The organism is Arenibaculum pallidiluteum (assembly GCF_017355985.1).
GTDB lineage: Bacteria > Pseudomonadota > Alphaproteobacteria > Azospirillales > Azospirillaceae > Arenibaculum > Arenibaculum pallidiluteum.
Genome location: NZ_JAFIQU010000003.1, coordinates 582,120 through 597,216 on the forward strand (window position 1 = coordinate 582,120; position 15,097 = coordinate 597,216).

General features: G+C 69.1%; 12 protein-coding genes. 10 read left to right on the plus strand and 2 right to left on the minus strand.

Annotated features, from left to right (window positions below; translation table 11 throughout):
• Positions 1-56: 56 nt before the first annotated feature.
• The 10 genes from JUB13_RS09955 (at position 57) to JUB13_RS10000 (ending at position 10,324) form a co-directional block, all read left to right on the plus strand.
• The gene (locus tag JUB13_RS09955; RefSeq protein ID WP_207478628.1) at positions 57-1,052 is read left to right on the plus strand and encodes an SPOR domain-containing protein; all 996 of its coding nucleotides are present in this window, start codon (positions 57-59) and stop codon (positions 1,050-1,052) included.
• Between the two features lie 88 nt (positions 1,053-1,140).
• Positions 1,141-2,283 (plus strand): D-alanyl-D-alanine carboxypeptidase family protein, encoded by a 1,143-nt coding sequence (locus tag JUB13_RS09960; RefSeq protein WP_207478629.1) that lies wholly within the window; start codon positions 1,141-1,143, stop codon positions 2,281-2,283.
• 1 nt (position 2,284) lies between these two features.
• Positions 2,285-2,911: a dTMP kinase gene (gene tmk / locus JUB13_RS09965; RefSeq protein ID WP_207478630.1), complete on the plus strand. Its 627-nt coding sequence runs from the start codon at positions 2,285-2,287 to the stop codon at positions 2,909-2,911.
• Positions 2,911-4,011 carry a DNA polymerase III subunit delta' gene (locus JUB13_RS09970; protein ID WP_207478631.1) on the plus strand — a complete coding sequence of 367 codons (1,101 nt, stop codon included), beginning with the start codon at positions 2,911-2,913 and terminating at the stop codon, positions 4,009-4,011. Before tmk ends, JUB13_RS09970 begins: the two co-directional genes overlap by 1 nt.
• A 20-nt stretch (positions 4,012-4,031) precedes the next feature.
• The gene (gene metG, locus JUB13_RS09975) at positions 4,032-5,591 is read left to right on the plus strand and encodes a methionine--tRNA ligase (protein ID WP_207478632.1); all 1,560 of its coding nucleotides are present in this window, start codon (positions 4,032-4,034) and stop codon (positions 5,589-5,591) included.
• Positions 5,591-6,379 (plus strand): TatD family hydrolase, encoded by a 789-nt coding sequence (locus JUB13_RS09980; protein WP_207478633.1) that lies wholly within the window; start codon positions 5,591-5,593, stop codon positions 6,377-6,379. The genes metG and JUB13_RS09980 overlap by 1 nt, the downstream gene beginning before the upstream one ends.
• Before the next feature lie 2 nt (positions 6,380-6,381).
• Positions 6,382-7,155, plus strand: a complete 774-nt coding sequence (locus JUB13_RS09985) for an MBL fold metallo-hydrolase (RefSeq protein ID WP_207478634.1) — start codon at positions 6,382-6,384, stop codon at positions 7,153-7,155.
• A 98-nt stretch (positions 7,156-7,253) separates the two neighbouring features.
• Positions 7,254-7,430, plus strand: coding sequence for a DUF308 domain-containing protein (locus JUB13_RS09990; protein ID WP_207478635.1), 177 nt, complete (start codon positions 7,254-7,256; stop codon positions 7,428-7,430).
• Positions 7,431-7,716: 286 nt separating this feature from the next.
• Entirely contained in the window at positions 7,717-8,700 is a 984-nt protein-coding gene (locus JUB13_RS09995; RefSeq protein WP_207478636.1) for a zinc-dependent alcohol dehydrogenase family protein, read from the plus strand.
• A gap of 13 nt (positions 8,701-8,713) precedes the next feature.
• Positions 8,714-10,324, plus strand: a complete 1,611-nt coding sequence (locus JUB13_RS10000; protein ID WP_207478637.1) for a bifunctional aminoglycoside phosphotransferase/ATP-binding protein — start codon at positions 8,714-8,716, stop codon at positions 10,322-10,324.
• A gap of 45 nt (positions 10,325-10,369) precedes the next feature.
• Here JUB13_RS10000 and JUB13_RS10005 read toward each other — a convergent pair whose 3' ends face one another.
• The gene (locus tag JUB13_RS10005) at positions 10,370-13,657 is read right to left on the minus strand and encodes an efflux RND transporter permease subunit (RefSeq protein ID WP_207478638.1); all 3,288 of its coding nucleotides are present in this window, start codon (positions 13,655-13,657) and stop codon (positions 10,370-10,372) included.
• A 14-nt stretch (positions 13,658-13,671) separates the two neighbouring features.
• Entirely contained in the window at positions 13,672-14,754 is a 1,083-nt protein-coding gene (locus JUB13_RS10010; protein ID WP_207478639.1) for an efflux RND transporter periplasmic adaptor subunit, read from the minus strand.
• Positions 14,755-15,097 lie beyond the last annotated feature (343 nt).

Consider the following 15,097-nt stretch of genomic DNA (forward strand, 5'->3'; position numbering starts at 1 on the left):
GGCCCCATTCCGATATGGCACAAGCAGATGCCGATCTTTCGGGGGAATCGTCACCCATGTTCGTAGCGTCCGGCTTCCCGGTCCGTCGGGCCGGCAGGCCGTCCCCGTGGGCACGGCGCCTGATCGGCGCCGCGCTCGTCCTGGTCCTGGCTGCGTCCTGCACGCCGCAGCGGCCCGCACCGCCGAAGGCGCCGCTTCCGGTGGCGGCGCCGCAATTCGTGGTGGGCGCCCCCTACGAACTCGGTGGCGTCTGGTACTACCCGTCCGAGGACTATACTTACGACCGGACCGGCCTGGCTGGATGGGTCGGGGCAGGGATCGCGCCGCGCCTGACGGCCAATAGCGAACTCTTCGACGCGACGCAGATGACGGCGGCGCACCGCACGCTGCCGCTGCCGAGCCTCGTGCGGGTCACGAACCTCGAGAACGGCCGGCAGGTCGTGGTTCGCGTCAACGATCGCGGGCCGCAGGACCCCGGCCGCATCATCGCGCTGAGCCGGCGCGCCGCAGAACTGCTCGGGACGTCGGAGGCCGAAACGGCCAAGGTCCGCGTCCAGGTGCTTGCCGAGGAGAGCCGCGCGCTCGCCGAGCCGCTGCGGGCGACGCCCTCGACGGCCCAGGTGGCGGGTACCGGCAACGACGGCTCGCCCGCGCCGCGGGCGGCACCGCGTGCGATGGTCCAGATCGAGGGCGCCGCGCCGTCGGCGCCGCGCTCCGTGCAGCGCACGGCCCTGGATATCTCTGCGACCGTGCCGGGCGGATTGGCAGCGGACGGTCGCTTCCTCCCGGCCGAGACGGTCGTGCAGGGACCACCGGGACGGCCCCGGCAGATCTGGGTTCAGGCCGGCCCCGTGACGGTGCGCCAGGCCGCCGACCGGCTGCGCGCGCTGATGTCCTCCGTCGGGCCAGTGCGGGTCGATTCGCGCATGGCCGGGCGGACGCAGGAGTTCCTGGTGCGCCTCGGTCCCTATGCAGGAGCCCGCGACGCCGACCGCGCCATCGAACAGGTCCTCGCCGCAGGCATTGCGGGCGCCGAGGTGGTGGTCGACTGAGGGCCGCCGCAAATTTGACGCAGCTCCGTCCTACGGGACGGCTATGATCGCGGATCCCGATCCGCGCTTCTGGAACAGGGGTAGAGGGATGAAGCTTCTCCGGTTCTCGACGCTGGTCGTCGTGGGGCTGACGCTGGCGCTGGGCGCGACGGCCCGTGCCGCCACGATCGATACGGCCGCGCGTCAGGCGCTGCTGCTCGACATGACGACCGGCACGGTCCTGTTCGAAAAGAACGCGGACCAGAAGATGCCGACCTCGTCGATGAGCAAGATCATGACGATGTACATGGTCTTCGAGGCGATCAAGCAGGGCCGGCTGTCCATGGACGACACGCTGCCGGTCAGCCAGCGCGCGTGGAAGATGCAGGGCTCCAAGATGTTCACGGAGCTCGGCAATCGGATCAAGGTCGAGGATCTCATCCGCGGCGTGATCATCCAGTCCGGCAACGACGCCTCCGTGGTCCTGGCGGAAGGCCTCTCCGGATCCGAGGAGAAGTTCGCCGAGGACATGACGGCACGCGCCAAGGCGCTGGGCCTCGCCAACAGCAACTTCATGAACGCGACCGGGTGGCCGCACGAGAACCACTATTCGACCGCGCGCGACCTTTCGGTCCTGGCGCAGCGGCTGATCGAGGAATTCCCCGAGTACTACCATTTCTACTCGGAGAAGGAGTTCACCTATCACGGGATCAAGCAGGGTAACCGCAACCCGCTGCTCTACCGCGACATCGGCGTCGACGGCATGAAGACCGGCCACACGGAGATCGCCGGCTACGGCCTGACGGCCTCGGCCAAGCGCGGCGACCGGCGCCTGGTCCTGGTGGTCAACGGGCTCAACAGCATGCAGGCCCGAGCAGACGAATCCGCTCGCCTGCTGGAATGGGGCTTCCGCGAGTTCGACGCCTATGCGCTCTACAAGGCCGGCCAGCCGGTGGAGGAGGCACCGGTCTGGATGGGCCGCGACGCCACCGTCCCGGCGACTGTCGCCAAGGACCTGACGGTCACCATGAGCCGCGAGGAGCGTAAGGGGCTTAAGGTCACGGCCAAGTTCGACAAGCCGGTCCCCGCGCCCGTCGCCAAAGGCACACAGATCGGCCGCCTGGTCATCGAGGCGCCGAACTTCTCGACGCGCGAGATCCCCCTGATCGCCGCACGGGACGTGCCCCAGCTCGGCATCTTCGGCCGGATCGCGGCAGCCACGCGCTACATGGTCAGCGGCTCGGTCGACTGACGTGCGGGGACGGTTCATCACCTTCGAGGGCGGTGAGGGTGCCGGCAAGACCACGCAGCTCCGGCTGTTGGTCGAGGCGCTGGGGGCGCGCGGCGTGACCGCGGTGGCGACGCGGGAGCCCGGCGGATCGGCAGGCGCAGAGGATATCCGGCGCCTGCTCGTCGAGGGCGGCACCGGACGCTGGGACGGGCTGACCGAGCTGCTGCTGCACTGCGCCGCGCGGCGGGACCACCTGCTGCGCACGGTGCTGCCGGCGCTGGAAGCCGGGAAATGGGTCGTCTCGGACAGGTTCGCTGACAGCTCCATGGCCTATCAGGGCTATGGCCACGGCGTCGGCCGCGCCGCGGTCGAGGCGCTTCACGAGATCGCCATCGGCGACTTCCGGCCCGACCTGACGCTGGTGCTCGACCTCCCGGTCGAGGCCGGGCTTGCCCGTGCCGCCAGCCGCGGCGGCGCCGAGGACCGGTACGAGCGCATGGGTGTCGCGTTCCACGAGCGCCTGCGCCAGGGCTTCCTGGACATCGCAGCGCGCGAGCCCGGGCGGTGCGCCGTGATCGACGCCGCACGCGGTCCGGAAGCGGTGCACCGGGCCGTGATTGCGGCGGTGACCGAGCGCTTGGGGCTCTGATGGCGGGCGAGGGGGCAGCGTTGGCACTGCCGCGCGGCAATCCCGACCTGCTCGGCCACGATTCTGCCGAACGGACGCTGCTCGACGCCTGGAACTCAGGCCGGCTGCCCCATGCCTGGCTGATCGGTGGCGTCCCCGGCATCGGCAAGGCGACGCTCGCCTACCGTTTCGCGCGCTTCGTGCTTGCGCAGGGCGCCGGCACCGGGGAGGCGGGCCTGTTCGGCGCGCCGCGGCCGCCGGCCAGCCTCGCAATCGCGGCATCCGACCCGACCTTCGCCCGCGTCGCATCGGGCGGGCACGGGGACCTGCTGACGGTCGAGCGCCCGATGGACGAGAAGAAGGGCCGGCTCAAGCGGGACATCCCCGTGGACGAGGTGCGCCGCATCGCACCCTTCCTGCGCCTGACGGCCGCCGAGGGCGGCTGGCGCGTGGTCGTCCTGGACGGGGCCGAGCGGCTGAACCCGGCCGGCCAGAATGCGATCCTGAAGATCCTGGAGGAGCCGCCGGCGCGCGCGCTGCTGCTGGTGGTGACAGAGAATCCCGGCGGCCTCCTGCCGACCATCCGTTCGCGCTGCCGCAAGCTCGCGCTCTCGCCGCTGTCGGAAGCCGTCGTCCTGGACCTCCTGGCGCGTGCGCGCCCGGATATCGGCGACGCGGACCGCCACGCGCTCGCGGGCCTTGCCGAAGGCAGCATCGGACGTGCGATCGAGCTGGCCGAGGCCGGCGGGCTCGACCTCTACCGGGACATGGTAGGTCTGTTCGGGCAGGCGCCGCGCATCGACATGGTCGCGGCCCATGGCTTCGCGGACCGTCTCGCGCGCCGGGGCAACGAGGCGGCCTACGAGGTCGCCGCCGAGCTGATGGTGTGGTGGCTCGCCCGGCTGGTGCGCGCCCTCGCGCGCGGGGAGGTGCCCGCGCCGGTCGTGCCGGGCGAGACGGAAGTGGCAAGCCGGCTGGTCGGGGAGCGCGGGCTTGAACGGTGGGTGGAGGTATGGGAAAAGGTCACCCGCCTTTTCACCCGGGCGGAAGCAGCCAACCTTGACCGCAAGCAGGTGGTCCTGAACGCCTTGCTCACCTTGGAGGCGGCGGCGGCGGCTTGATCCCGGGAAGGGAGCCCAACATGGCCGCGCACAAGCCCTACTACGTCACGACCCCGATCTATTACGTGAATGACGTGCCGCATATCGGGCACGCCTACACGACGCTCGCCTGCGACGTGCTCGCACGTTTCATACGTCTCGACGGGCATCCGGTGAAATTCCTGACGGGGACGGACGAGCACGGGCAGAAGGTCGAGAAGTCGGCCATGGCCTCGGGCGAGACGCCGCAAGCCTTCGCCGACCGTGTCTCGCAGAACTTCCGAGACCTGACGCGGCTGATGGACTATTCCATCGACGACTTCATCCGCACCACGGAACCGCGGCACGTGGCGGCTTGCCAAGCCTTGTGGAAGGCGCTGGAGGCCAACGGCCAGATCTATCTCGGATCCTATTCCGGCTGGTACGCGGTGCGCGACGAAGCCTTCTACGGCGAGGACGAGCTGACGGTGACCGGCGACGGTCGCCGCATCGCCCCCAGCGGCGCCGAGGTGGAATGGGTCGAGGAGCCCTCCTACTTCTTCCGCCTGTCGGAGTGGCAGGAGCGGCTGCTGCGCTTCTACGACGAGCACCCCGACTTCATCCTGCCGGCCGGCAAGCGCAACGAGGTCGTTGCCTTCGTGAAGTCGGGCCTGAAGGACCTCTCCATCAGCCGGACGACTTTCTCCTGGGGCATTCCGGTCCCTGGCGACGAGCGGCATGTGATGTATGTCTGGCTCGACGCGCTGACCAACTACGTCACCGCCGTCGGTTATCCCGAGACGGGTGCCGGCAGCGACTACGCCGCGTTCTGGCCCGCCAACCTGCACATGGTCGGCAAGGACATCCTGCGCTTCCACGCGGTCTACTGGCCGGCCTTCCTGATGGCAGCCGGGCTCGAGCCGCCGCGGCGGGTCTTCGCGCATGGCTGGTGGACGGTCGAGGGGCAGAAGATGTCGAAATCCCTCGGCAATGCGATCGCGCCGCGCGAGCTGGTGGAGACCTACGGCCTCGATCAGACCCGCTACTTCCTGATGCGCGAGGTTCCCTTCGGCAACGACGGCGACTTCTCGCGGCGGGCCATGCTGCAGAGGATCAACGGCGACCTCGCGAACGACTACGGGAACCTGGTGCAGCGCGTGCTCAGCATGGTGCAGAAGAACTGCGCCGCGGCGGTGCCGACCCCGGGCCCCTTCACCGAGGCGGACGAGCGGCTGCTCGGCGCGGCACGCGCGCTGCTGGATTCCTGCCGCCGCGAGCTCCAGGTCCAGGGCTTCCACCGGATGCTGGAGACGATCTGGTCCGTGATCGGCGATGCGAACCGCTACGTCGACGAGCAGGCCCCCTGGGCGCTGCGCAAGACCGATCCCGCGCGCATGAACACGGTGCTCTATGTCCTGGCCGAGACGATCCGGCAGGTCGCGGTGCTGACGCAGCCGGTAATGCCCGGTGCCAGTTCGCGGATCCTCGACCTGCTTGGCGTGGCCGCCGATGAGCGGGGCTTCGACCGGCTCGGGGACAAGGATGCCCTGAAGCCGGGGACGCCGCTGCCGCCGCCCCAGGGCGTCTTCCCGCGCCATGTCGAGCCCGAGGATGCGGCCTGATGCTGGTGGATAGCCACTGCCACCTGGACTTCCCGGACTTCGCCGAGGAGCGTGACGAGGTCGTCGCCCGTGCCGAGCGGGCAGGGGTCGGGCGGATGGTCACGATCTCCACCCATCTCTCCCGGTTCGATCGGATTCGGGCCATCGCCGAGGCCTACCCCTCGGTCTACTGCTCCGTCGGCGTGCATCCGCACAACGCGGGCGAGGAACTGGCCGAGGTCTCCGTCGATCGGCTGGTCGATCTCGCCCGCCACCCCAAGGTGGTCGGAATCGGCGAGAGCGGGCTCGACTACTACTACGACAAGAGCCCGCGGGACGCACAGGCGGCATCGTTCCGGCTGCATTGCCGCGCAGCGGCCGTGGCCGGCCTGCCGCTGATCGTGCACAGCCGCGACGCCGAAGAGGATACGGCGGCGATCCTGGCCGAGGAAGGGGCGGGAAAGGGGCTGCGCGGGGTCATGCACTGCTTCAGCTCCGCCCGCTATCTCGCTGAAAAGGCGCTGGAACTTGGCTTCTACATCTCCTTTTCCGGGATCCTGACCTTCAAGAACTCCGACGAGCTCAGGACCATCGCCCGGGACGTGCCGCTGGACCGTCTTTTGGTCGAGACCGACGCGCCCTATCTCGCACCGGTGCCCAAGCGCGGAAAGCGGAACGAGCCTTCCTTCGTCGCGCACACCGCGGCGGTGCTCGCCGAGGTCAAGGGCGTCGCGCCTGCCGAGCTGGCCCGCGTGACCACGGAGAACTTCCTGCGCCTCTTCGACCGGATGCCGCGGCCGGAGGCCTGATCATGCAGGTCACGGTTCTCGGCTGCGGCAGCTCCGGCGGCGTGCCGCTAGTCGGCGGCGACTGGGGCGCCTGCGACCCGTCGGAGCCGCGGAACCGGCGGATGCGTCCCTCCATCCTGATCGAGGAGAACGGTTTCGCCGTCCTGGTGGACACGGGCCCGGACCTGCGCGAGCAGCTTCTGCGGGCCGGTGTGGGCCGGCTCGACGCGGTGCTCTACACGCATTGGCACGCGGACCACACCCACGGCATCGATGATCTCCGCAATATCTGCGTCCGCATGGGCCGCGCCATCGACGTCTATGGCGACGCCGAGACCATGGAATCGCTCGGGCAGCGGTTTTCCTATGCGTTCCGGCCGCTCGATGCGGGGCAGGGAATTTATCGCCCCGCTCTGGTTCCGCATGTGATCGAACGGCCCTTCGAGCTGGGCCCCCTGAACGTCGTGCCATTCGTGCAGGACCACGGCTGGGCGCGCTCGCTGGGATTCCGCATTGGGCGCTTCGCCTATTCCACCGACGTGGTGCGCCTCGACGAGGCCGCCTTCGCCGCGCTCGAAGGCATCGACACCTGGATCGTCGACTGCGTGCGTATCGCGCCGCCACACCCCGTCCATGCCCATCTCCCGGTGACACTGTCCTGGATCGAGAGGGTACGGCCCCGCCGGGCCTATCTGACGCATATGAACCAGGCCATGGATTACCGGGCCGTCCTCGCGCAGCTCCCGCCCGGCGTGGAACCGGCCCATGACGGGCTGGTGCTCGACATCCCGCTTTAGATCTCTGGCGCAGGCAGGCGGACATGCGTGGCCAGCGTCCGCGCAGCGGCGCGGTATGAGCGCTGGGGCGGGCTGATCCTGGAGGGCGCGCCGCCGATTTGGTCGCGGGCGTTCTGGCGCTGCTGCTGCCGGTGGGCGTTGTTCTCGCCTTCGCCGATCTGGTCTCGGCCTGGGCCATCGTCAGTGGCGCGCTGATGCTCGCGGCGGCGTTCCGGCTGCGCCGGGCCCACGCCAAATGGCTGCTCGGCCTGGGCGGCGTCCTGTCTCTGGCCTGAGGCGTTCTCCTGTTCCTCGCGCCCCCGCCAGGTGTCCCGGTGATGACCTTGTGGCTGGGCGCCTACGCCATCGCCTTCGGAATCTACCTGCTGGTCCTTGCGTTCCGCCTGCGCGGGCGCCGGCAGGACGGCACGGGCATCACGCGGCGTCGGCACAGGCCTGAGCGACCGCCGCATGCCCCGATGCCCCGCTTGTCCGCGGCGCCGGAACGTGGATCAATGCGGCAGGGCGCCCGGCACTGCGGCATGATGGACAGGTCCGGGCTGCACCGATCGGGATTCCGCCATGAGAGCCATGGTGCTTCGCCGGACCGGCGCGCCGCTGGAGGCCGCCGACCTTCCCGACCCGCGCCCGGGGCCGGGCCAGGTCCTGCTGCGCGTTCTCGCCTGCGCCGTCTGCCGCACGGACCTGCACGTCGTCGACGGAGAACTTCCGGATCCGAAGCTGCCGCTGATCCCTGGCCACGAGATCGTGGGCCGGGTCGTCGACGTGGCACCGGACGTCGCGCGCTTCGCACCGGGAGATCGGGTGGGCGTCCCATGGCTGGGCTGGACCTGCGGCGATTGCGCCTTTTGCCGCGCAGGGCGGGAGAATCTCTGCGCCGAGGCGCGGTTCACGGGCTACCAGATCGACGGCGGCTATGCCGAGATGGCAACGGCCGACGCACGCTATTGCTTTCCCGTCGATGCCGCTTATTCCGACGCCGAGGCGGCGCCGCTTCTCTGCGCGGGCCTGATCGGGTACCGCGCCTTCCGTTTCGCCGGGGCGGCGCGACGCCTCGGCCTCTACGGATTCGGGGCGGCGGCCCACATCCTGGCCCAGGTGGCCGGCCATCTCGGGCGCGAGGTCTACGCGTTCACACGCCCTGACGACGTCGAGGGCCAGGATTTCGCGCGCGGCCTCGGCGCCCGCTGGGCCGGACCGTCCGATGCCCCACCGCCGGAGCCGCTCGATGCCGCGCTGATCTTCGCGCCGGATGGCCGGCTCCTGCCGGCGGCCCTGGCGGCGACGGAGCGCGGGGGGACGGTGGTCTGCGCAGGCATCCACATGAGCGACATCCCATCCTTCCCGTACCGGCTGCTGTGGGAGGAGCGAAGCGTGCGCTCGGTTGCGAACCTGACGCGGCGCGATGCCGAGGAATTCCTGGCACTCGCACCGCGGGTGCCCGTACGGACGCATGTGGAGATCTTCCACCTGGACGAGGCGAACACCGCCCTGGACCGGCTGCGCTCCGGGCGCATCACCGGCGCCGCGGTCCTGGTTCCCTGAGGCGGGCACGGCGATGCAGGACAGCGACGATTCGGCCTCAACCAGGCAGGACGAGGTGCTGGACTTCCTGGCGCGGCCGCAGACCCATGGCATCGCGGGGCCGGTCGGCCGGATCGACACGCTGATCTCGGTCGTCTTCCTGGCGGGGGAACGCGCCTACAAGCTCAAGCGCGCGGTGCGGCTGCCCTATCTCGATTTCTCCACGGTGGAGCTTCGCTGGGCCGCCTGCCTCGAGGAGGTCCGGCTGAATGCGCGCACGGCGCCCACGGTGTATCTCGGCGTTGTACCGGTGGTCCGGCGGCCGGGCGGTGGCCTGGCGCTCGGCGGCGAGGGCGAGGCCTTGGACTGGCTGGTTCAGATGCGGCGCTTCGACCAGGATGCGCTCCTCGATGCCGTTGCGGGCCGCGGCGAGCTCGATCCCCGGCTTGCCCGGCGCCTTGCCGACGGCATCGCCGGCTTCCACGAGGCGCAGCCGCCGGTCGCAGGGTACGGGGGCATCCGAGGCATGTGCGCCCTGCTGGACCTGAACGAGGCGCGGCTTGCGGCGACGGGGGACGGCATCCTCGACCCGGAGACGGTTCGCGCCGTGAACGCCGAGAGCCGTGCACGCCTCACCGCGCTTTCCGAGACCGTGGAGCGCCGCCGGCAGGAGGGCAGGGTGCGCCGCCTGCACGGCGACCTGCACCTGCGGAACATCGTCCTGATCGACGGCGAGCCGACCCTGTTCGATGCGATCGAGTTCAACCCCGAGATCGCCTGTTGCGACGTGCTCTACGATCTTGCCTTTCTGCTGATGGATCTCGTGCATCGCGGGCTCGGGGGGACTGCCTGCGCCATCATGAACCGGTATCTCGACATGACCGGCGACGAGGACGCGCATCTGCTGCCGTTCTACATGTCGGTCCGCGCCGCGATCCGGGCGCATGTGACCGCGGGCGCGGCCGGCGTTGCCGCGCCTGCCGACCGCACGCAGCGTGTAGCGGAGGCGTCGGCCTATTTGTCCCTGGCCCTCGATCTGCTGCGTCCGCAGCAACCGGTGGTGCTCGCCATCGGAGGGTTCAGCGGTACCGGCAAGAGCACCCTTGCCGCACGGCTGGCGCCACGTTTTGCGCCTGGGCCGGGCGCGCGGGTCCTGCGGACCGACGTCCTGCGCAAGCGTATGGCCGGTGTCGCGCCGGAGACCCGCCTGCCCGAGGCGCTCTACCATGCCGATCGGTCCGAGGCCGTCTATGCCGAAGCCGTCCGCCTGGCCTGCGCGGCCGCGGCGCAGGGGCATCCTGTGATCGTCGACGGCGTGTTCGCGACGGCGGCGCAGAGGGACGCGATCGAAGAGGCGGCCCACGCAGCCAGCCTTGCCTTCGCGGGCCTGTGGCTGGACGGCGACGGGGCCGTGCTCAAGGCCCGCATCGCCGCGCGCAGCTCCGACGCCTCGGATGCGGACGCCGCGGTGCTCGACCGCCAGCTCGGCCTGGAGCCGGGCCCGGTGCGCTGGGAACGCATCGCGGCATACGGTCCTCCTCAGGCCGTCGCCGCTGCCGCGCAGCGGCATCTCGCGGCCCTCGGCTTGCACCTGCGGGACGAGGCCGACGATGACGCCGCGATGGAGAGGAGCCGCAGCCGGTAGCAGCGCCGCATCGGGTGGCGCGGCCTCCCGCATTTCCGGTTTGGATCAGGGCTGGGCTGCCGCGCGTCCGGACTTGGCGAACCGCTCGGCCTCCAGGCTCCTGATGCGCTCCGCAGGGCTTGCCGCGGTGCTGCCCTGTTCGGCAGTGCGCTTGTCATCTGCCCCGCGGTCGAGCTGCGGGTCCTCCTCGTCCTTCCTGCCGACAAGCGGGCCGAGAATGCGGGCGAGCAGCCGCGAGAGATCGTCGAGGATCAGGAAGACGGAGGGAACGACGACGAGACTCAGTGCCGTCGACGTGATGATGCCGCCGATGACCGCGATTGCCATCGGCGCGCGGAAGGAACCGCCCTCACCGGCACCGAGGGCGGAAGGCAGCATGCCCGCGGACATGGCGATCGAGGTCATGACGATCGGACGGGTCCTCTTGCGCCCGGCCTCGATTATCGCAGCCGTGCGGTCCATGCCCTGGCGCATCATCTCGATGCCGAAGTCGACGAGTAGGATGGCGTTCTTGCTGACGACGCCCATCAACATGAGGATCCCGATCAGCACCGGCATCGAGAGCGCGTTCTGGGTCAGGATGAGGCCTGCCGCGACGCCGCCGATGGCGAGCGGCAGCGAGAGCAGGATGGTGAAGGGCTGTATCACGTCCTTGAAGAGCAGGATCAGGATGACCAGCACCATCATCAGGCCCAGGATCATGGCGTTGCCGAAGCTCTGCTGCAATTCCACCTGCATCTCGACGTCGCCGCTTTCCATGAATGCAACGGTCGCAGGCAGGTCCACTCCCGCCGCAATCTCCGTGAAGCGGTCGGACGCGGTGTCGAGCGCGACGCCGGCCGGCAGGTCCGCTCCGAGCGCGACGACGCGGTGACGGTCGTAGCGCCTTATCGAGCTCGGCCCTTCCGAATAGTCGATGTCGGCGACGCTCGACAGTGGGACCATCGCCCCCGACGCTGTCTGGACCTTCAAGTTGCGGATCGCGGCGATATTGGTGCGGAAGTCGCGCTGGAGCTGGACGCGGATCGGTATTAGCCGCCCGTCGAGCGCGATCTTCGTGAGCTGCGTGTCGTTCTCGCCGATGGTGGCGACGCGGACGACCTCGGCGATCTGCTCCGCCATGACGCCAAGGCGGGACATCTGGTCGTAGCGGGGCCGGACCTGCAGTTCCGGGCGCGGCAGGGCACCATCCGCGCCGAAGTTCGCGATCAGCGGATCGCCGCGCATCCCGGCCGCGAGCGCCGCGACGGCCCTGTCTAGATCCGCCTCGTTGTCGGACAGCAGGTTGAAGGACAGGTCGCGCTCGCCCTCCTCGTTCACCTTGAAGATGCGGGCGTCGGGGATCGAACGCAGCCGCTCGAGGACTTCCGCCTCGATCTCGGACTGCGGCCTGGTGCGGGCGGGCGGCCGCAGTTTCGGCAAATACTGTCCGATCAGCGGGAATTGGCCGAATACGTCGTTCAGGACCTTGCCGCTGAGCGAATGGTCGCGCTTTTCGAGAAGCACGGTGATGCCCGCGCGGCGCAGTGCGAGTTCGCCGTCCGGCGACGTGCCGCCGAGCACGAGGATGTTCTCGATCCCGTCGACATCCCTGATCCGGTCATAGATCGCCGTCGCTGACCGTTCGGTATCCGCGAGCATCGCGCCCGGTGGCAATTCGACCGACAGGCTGAAGCGCGACTCGTCCTCCGGCGGCATGAAGCTGCCTGGAATGCCGGCGAGGAAGTAGGTCGAGATGCCCAGGCAGCCGATGGCGACGAGAAGCGTCGTGTACCGCCAACGGGTCGTCACGCCGATGAAGGCCACGTAGCGCCTCATGATGCGGCCGTCGCTGCGGTCGTCCCGGTCGTCGTCGGCATCCGCCGGACGCATCAGATAGGCCGCCATGACCGGCGTGATCAGCCGGGCAACCAGCAGGGAGACGAGGACCGAGATCGTGACGGTCAGGCCGAACTGGATGAAATACTGCCCCGCGATGCCCGGCATGAAGGAGACGGGCAGGAAGACCGCGATGATCGCGAAGGACGTGGCGATCACCGCGAGGCCGATCTCGTCCGCGGCGTCGATTGCGGCACGGTAGGGCGACTTGCCCATCCGGATGTGCCGTTCGACGTTCTCGATCTCCACGATCGCGTCGTCGACAAGGATGCCCGTCGCAAGGGTCAAGGCCAGAAAGCTGACGATGTTGAGCGAGAAGCCGAGCAGGTCCATGACCCAGAAAGTCGGAATGACCGAGAGCGGCAGGGCGACCGCCCCGATCAGCGTCGATCGCCAGTTGCGCAGGAACACCATCACGATGACGACGGCGAGAACCGCGCCCTCGATCAGCGTGTCGAGCGCGGCCTGATAGCTGCCATAGGTCGCGAAGACCGCGTCGTCGACGATCTCGATGGCGACTTCCGGGTGCTTGGAGCGGATCTCATCAAGTGTCCTGGCGACCGTCCGCGCGGCGGTCACTTCGCTGGCGCCCTTGGCCCGATACACCGCGAAGGTGACGACAGGCTGCCCGTTGAAGCGGGAGAACGACTGCGGCTCCTCATAGATATCGGTCACGCGACCAAGTTCCGACAGCCGCGCGAAACGGCCGTTTGGCAGCGAGATCATCGCATTGGCGAGCTCTGCCACGTCACGGGTGTCGCCCAGTACGCGGATCGCCTGTTCGCTGCCGCCGACCTCGCCTCGGCCGGAACCGAGATCGACGTTCATGCGCCGGAGCTGTGCGTTGACGTCCGCGGCCGTGATCCCGAATGCGTTCAGGCGATCGTCGTCGAGCTCTATCCGCACCTCGCGGTCGGAACCGCCGTAGCGCTCGACGCGGCCGATGTCGCGCTGTCCCTGGATGGCCCGGCTGATCGTGTCGTGGACGAACCACGAGAGCTCCTCGAGCGTCATGCCGGGCGAGGTGACTGCGAAGGTCTGGATCGGCTGACCTTCGACCTCGACCCTCGACACGATCGGGGCGTCGATCGCGCCTGGAAGATCGTCGCGGATCCGGTCGACCGCATCCTTGACGTCCTGCAGCGCCTGCGCGATGGGCACCTCCAGGCGGAAGGTGACGACCATCGACGAGCTGCCGTCGGTAATCGTGGATGCGATGTGATGCACACCCGAGATGCCGGCGACCTCGTCCTCGATCAGCTTGGTGACCTGGGTCTCGAGCTCGGCAGGCGTGGCGCCGCCCTGCGTGACGTCGATCGAGACGATCGGCACGTCGATGTTCGGAAACTCCGTGATCGGCAAGGAGTTGAAGGACTGCCAGCCGAGCACCACGAGCACGACGAACGCGAGGATTGGAGCGACCGGATTGCGGATGGACCAGGCGGAGAAGTTCATGGTCTCGATTCCGGTCAGTTGGGCGTCGGCTGCGCAGGCTTGACCGGGGCGATCCGATCCCCGTCGCGGACGAAGGCGCCGGCCTTTGCCACCACCTGCCCGCCTGCCTCGATGCCAGAGAGGATCTCGACGAATTCCCCGTCCTGGATGCCCAACGTCACGGGCACGAGGCGCACGACGCCGTTCTCGACCTTGCGGACGGTCGATCTCCCGCCTGCCGACGTGACGGACGTCCAAGGCAGGAGGACCGCCTGCTTCCTTTCGGCGACGATGGTTGCGCTCGCATACATGCCGGGCCGGGCCTCGGCCGCGCGGGCCAGCGAGATATAGACGGTGCCGAGACGCGTTTGCGGGTCCACCGTCGGTGCGATCAGGCGGATCCTCCCCTGGAGGGTCGTGCTGCTTCCGGCGAGTTGGACCTCAGCGGGCTGGCCGACCTCGAGCCTGACGAGATCGGCCTCGGCGACATCGCCCTTCATCTCGACGGCGCCGTCGCGGATGATTGCGAAGAGCGGCTGACCACTTCCGCTGGCGATCGCGCCCACCCTGGCGTTCTTGGCCGAGATCACGCCGCTGACGGGCGCCTTGACGGAGGTGCGGGCGAGGCGCAGCTCGACATCGTCGAGCTGCGCTCGCGCCAGCCTGATATCAGCTCCTGCGATGCTCAGGGACTGCTCGGCCGAGCGGACGCGAGCGCGCGATGCGGTTGCAAGCGCATTCAGCCGGTCGACCTCGGCCTCCGAAACCGTCCTGTTGGCCAAGAGCCGTTCCGCGCGAGAAGCGACCCGCGTCGCCTCCTCCGAGTTCGCCCTGGCTTCGACAAGCTGCGCCTGCAACTGGGCAAGCGTCGCCTCGGCCTTCGCGAGACTGGCTTGGAGCTGGCTTTTCTCCAGAAGCAGCGCGTCGTCGTTGAGAACGACCAGCGTGCTGCCCTTCTCGACGGGATCTCCGCGATCGACTTCCAGGCTGCGTATGGAGAGCCCCTCCACAAGCGGCGAAACGTAGATCTCCTCGACCGCCTCGATCGAGCCGGTCGCAAGAACGAGATCGCTGATCACGCCCTCGACGGCCTCGGCGACGACGACCGCGGGCAGCATCCGTCGAGCTTCCTGATCCGCAGACTGCGCTGCCAGGGCCCCGGAATCCGCGACGAGCGCGAAGGCCGCGCGGACACCGAAAACTAGTAATCTCCGAAGCATCGCGGGATCGTCCTGACGGGAGAGTGTGATGGTTCCGCCCCACCCGCGATCGTCCGGCCCGGCACGGGCGAGGACGGAAGCCGGGGTCGAGTGGGACGCGCGAGCCTGACCTGTCGCCACGCCGCAAGGGACCCTCCAAGGTCCCCGGGGCGCGCTACCAGCGATAGCTCAGGCCGACCAGCGCGGAGAGCTGATCCGCGCTGCCCTCGCGGTCCACCAGCGGGCTGTCGGCGGCATCGCC

What these genes read in the sequence shown, in the direction of transcription:
- metG (WP_207478632.1), top strand. Translation starts at nt 4,032, where the DNA reads ATGGCCGCGCACAAGCCCTACTACGTCACGACCCCGATCTATTACGTG.
- JUB13_RS09995 (WP_207478636.1), top strand. Translation starts at nt 7,717, where the DNA reads ATGAGAGCCATGGTGCTTCGCCGGACCGGCGCGCCGCTGGAGGCCGCC.
- JUB13_RS10010 (WP_207478639.1), bottom strand. Translation starts at nt 14,754, where the DNA reads ATGCTGCCCGCGGTCGTCGTCGCCGAGGCCGTCGAGGGCGTGATCAGC.
- JUB13_RS09955 (WP_207478628.1), top strand. Translation starts at nt 57, where the DNA reads ATGTTCGTAGCGTCCGGCTTCCCGGTCCGTCGGGCCGGCAGGCCGTCC.
- JUB13_RS09980 (WP_207478633.1), top strand. Translation starts at nt 5,591, where the DNA reads ATGCTGGTGGATAGCCACTGCCACCTGGACTTCCCGGACTTCGCCGAG.
- JUB13_RS09970 (WP_207478631.1), top strand. Translation starts at nt 2,911, where the DNA reads ATGGCGGGCGAGGGGGCAGCGTTGGCACTGCCGCGCGGCAATCCCGAC.
- JUB13_RS10000 (WP_207478637.1), top strand. Translation starts at nt 8,714, where the DNA reads ATGCAGGACAGCGACGATTCGGCCTCAACCAGGCAGGACGAGGTGCTG.
- JUB13_RS09960 (WP_207478629.1), top strand. Translation starts at nt 1,141, where the DNA reads ATGAAGCTTCTCCGGTTCTCGACGCTGGTCGTCGTGGGGCTGACGCTG.
- JUB13_RS10005 (WP_207478638.1), bottom strand. Translation starts at nt 13,657, where the DNA reads ATGAACTTCTCCGCCTGGTCCATCCGCAATCCGGTCGCTCCAATCCTC.
- JUB13_RS09985 (WP_207478634.1), top strand. Translation starts at nt 6,382, where the DNA reads ATGCAGGTCACGGTTCTCGGCTGCGGCAGCTCCGGCGGCGTGCCGCTA.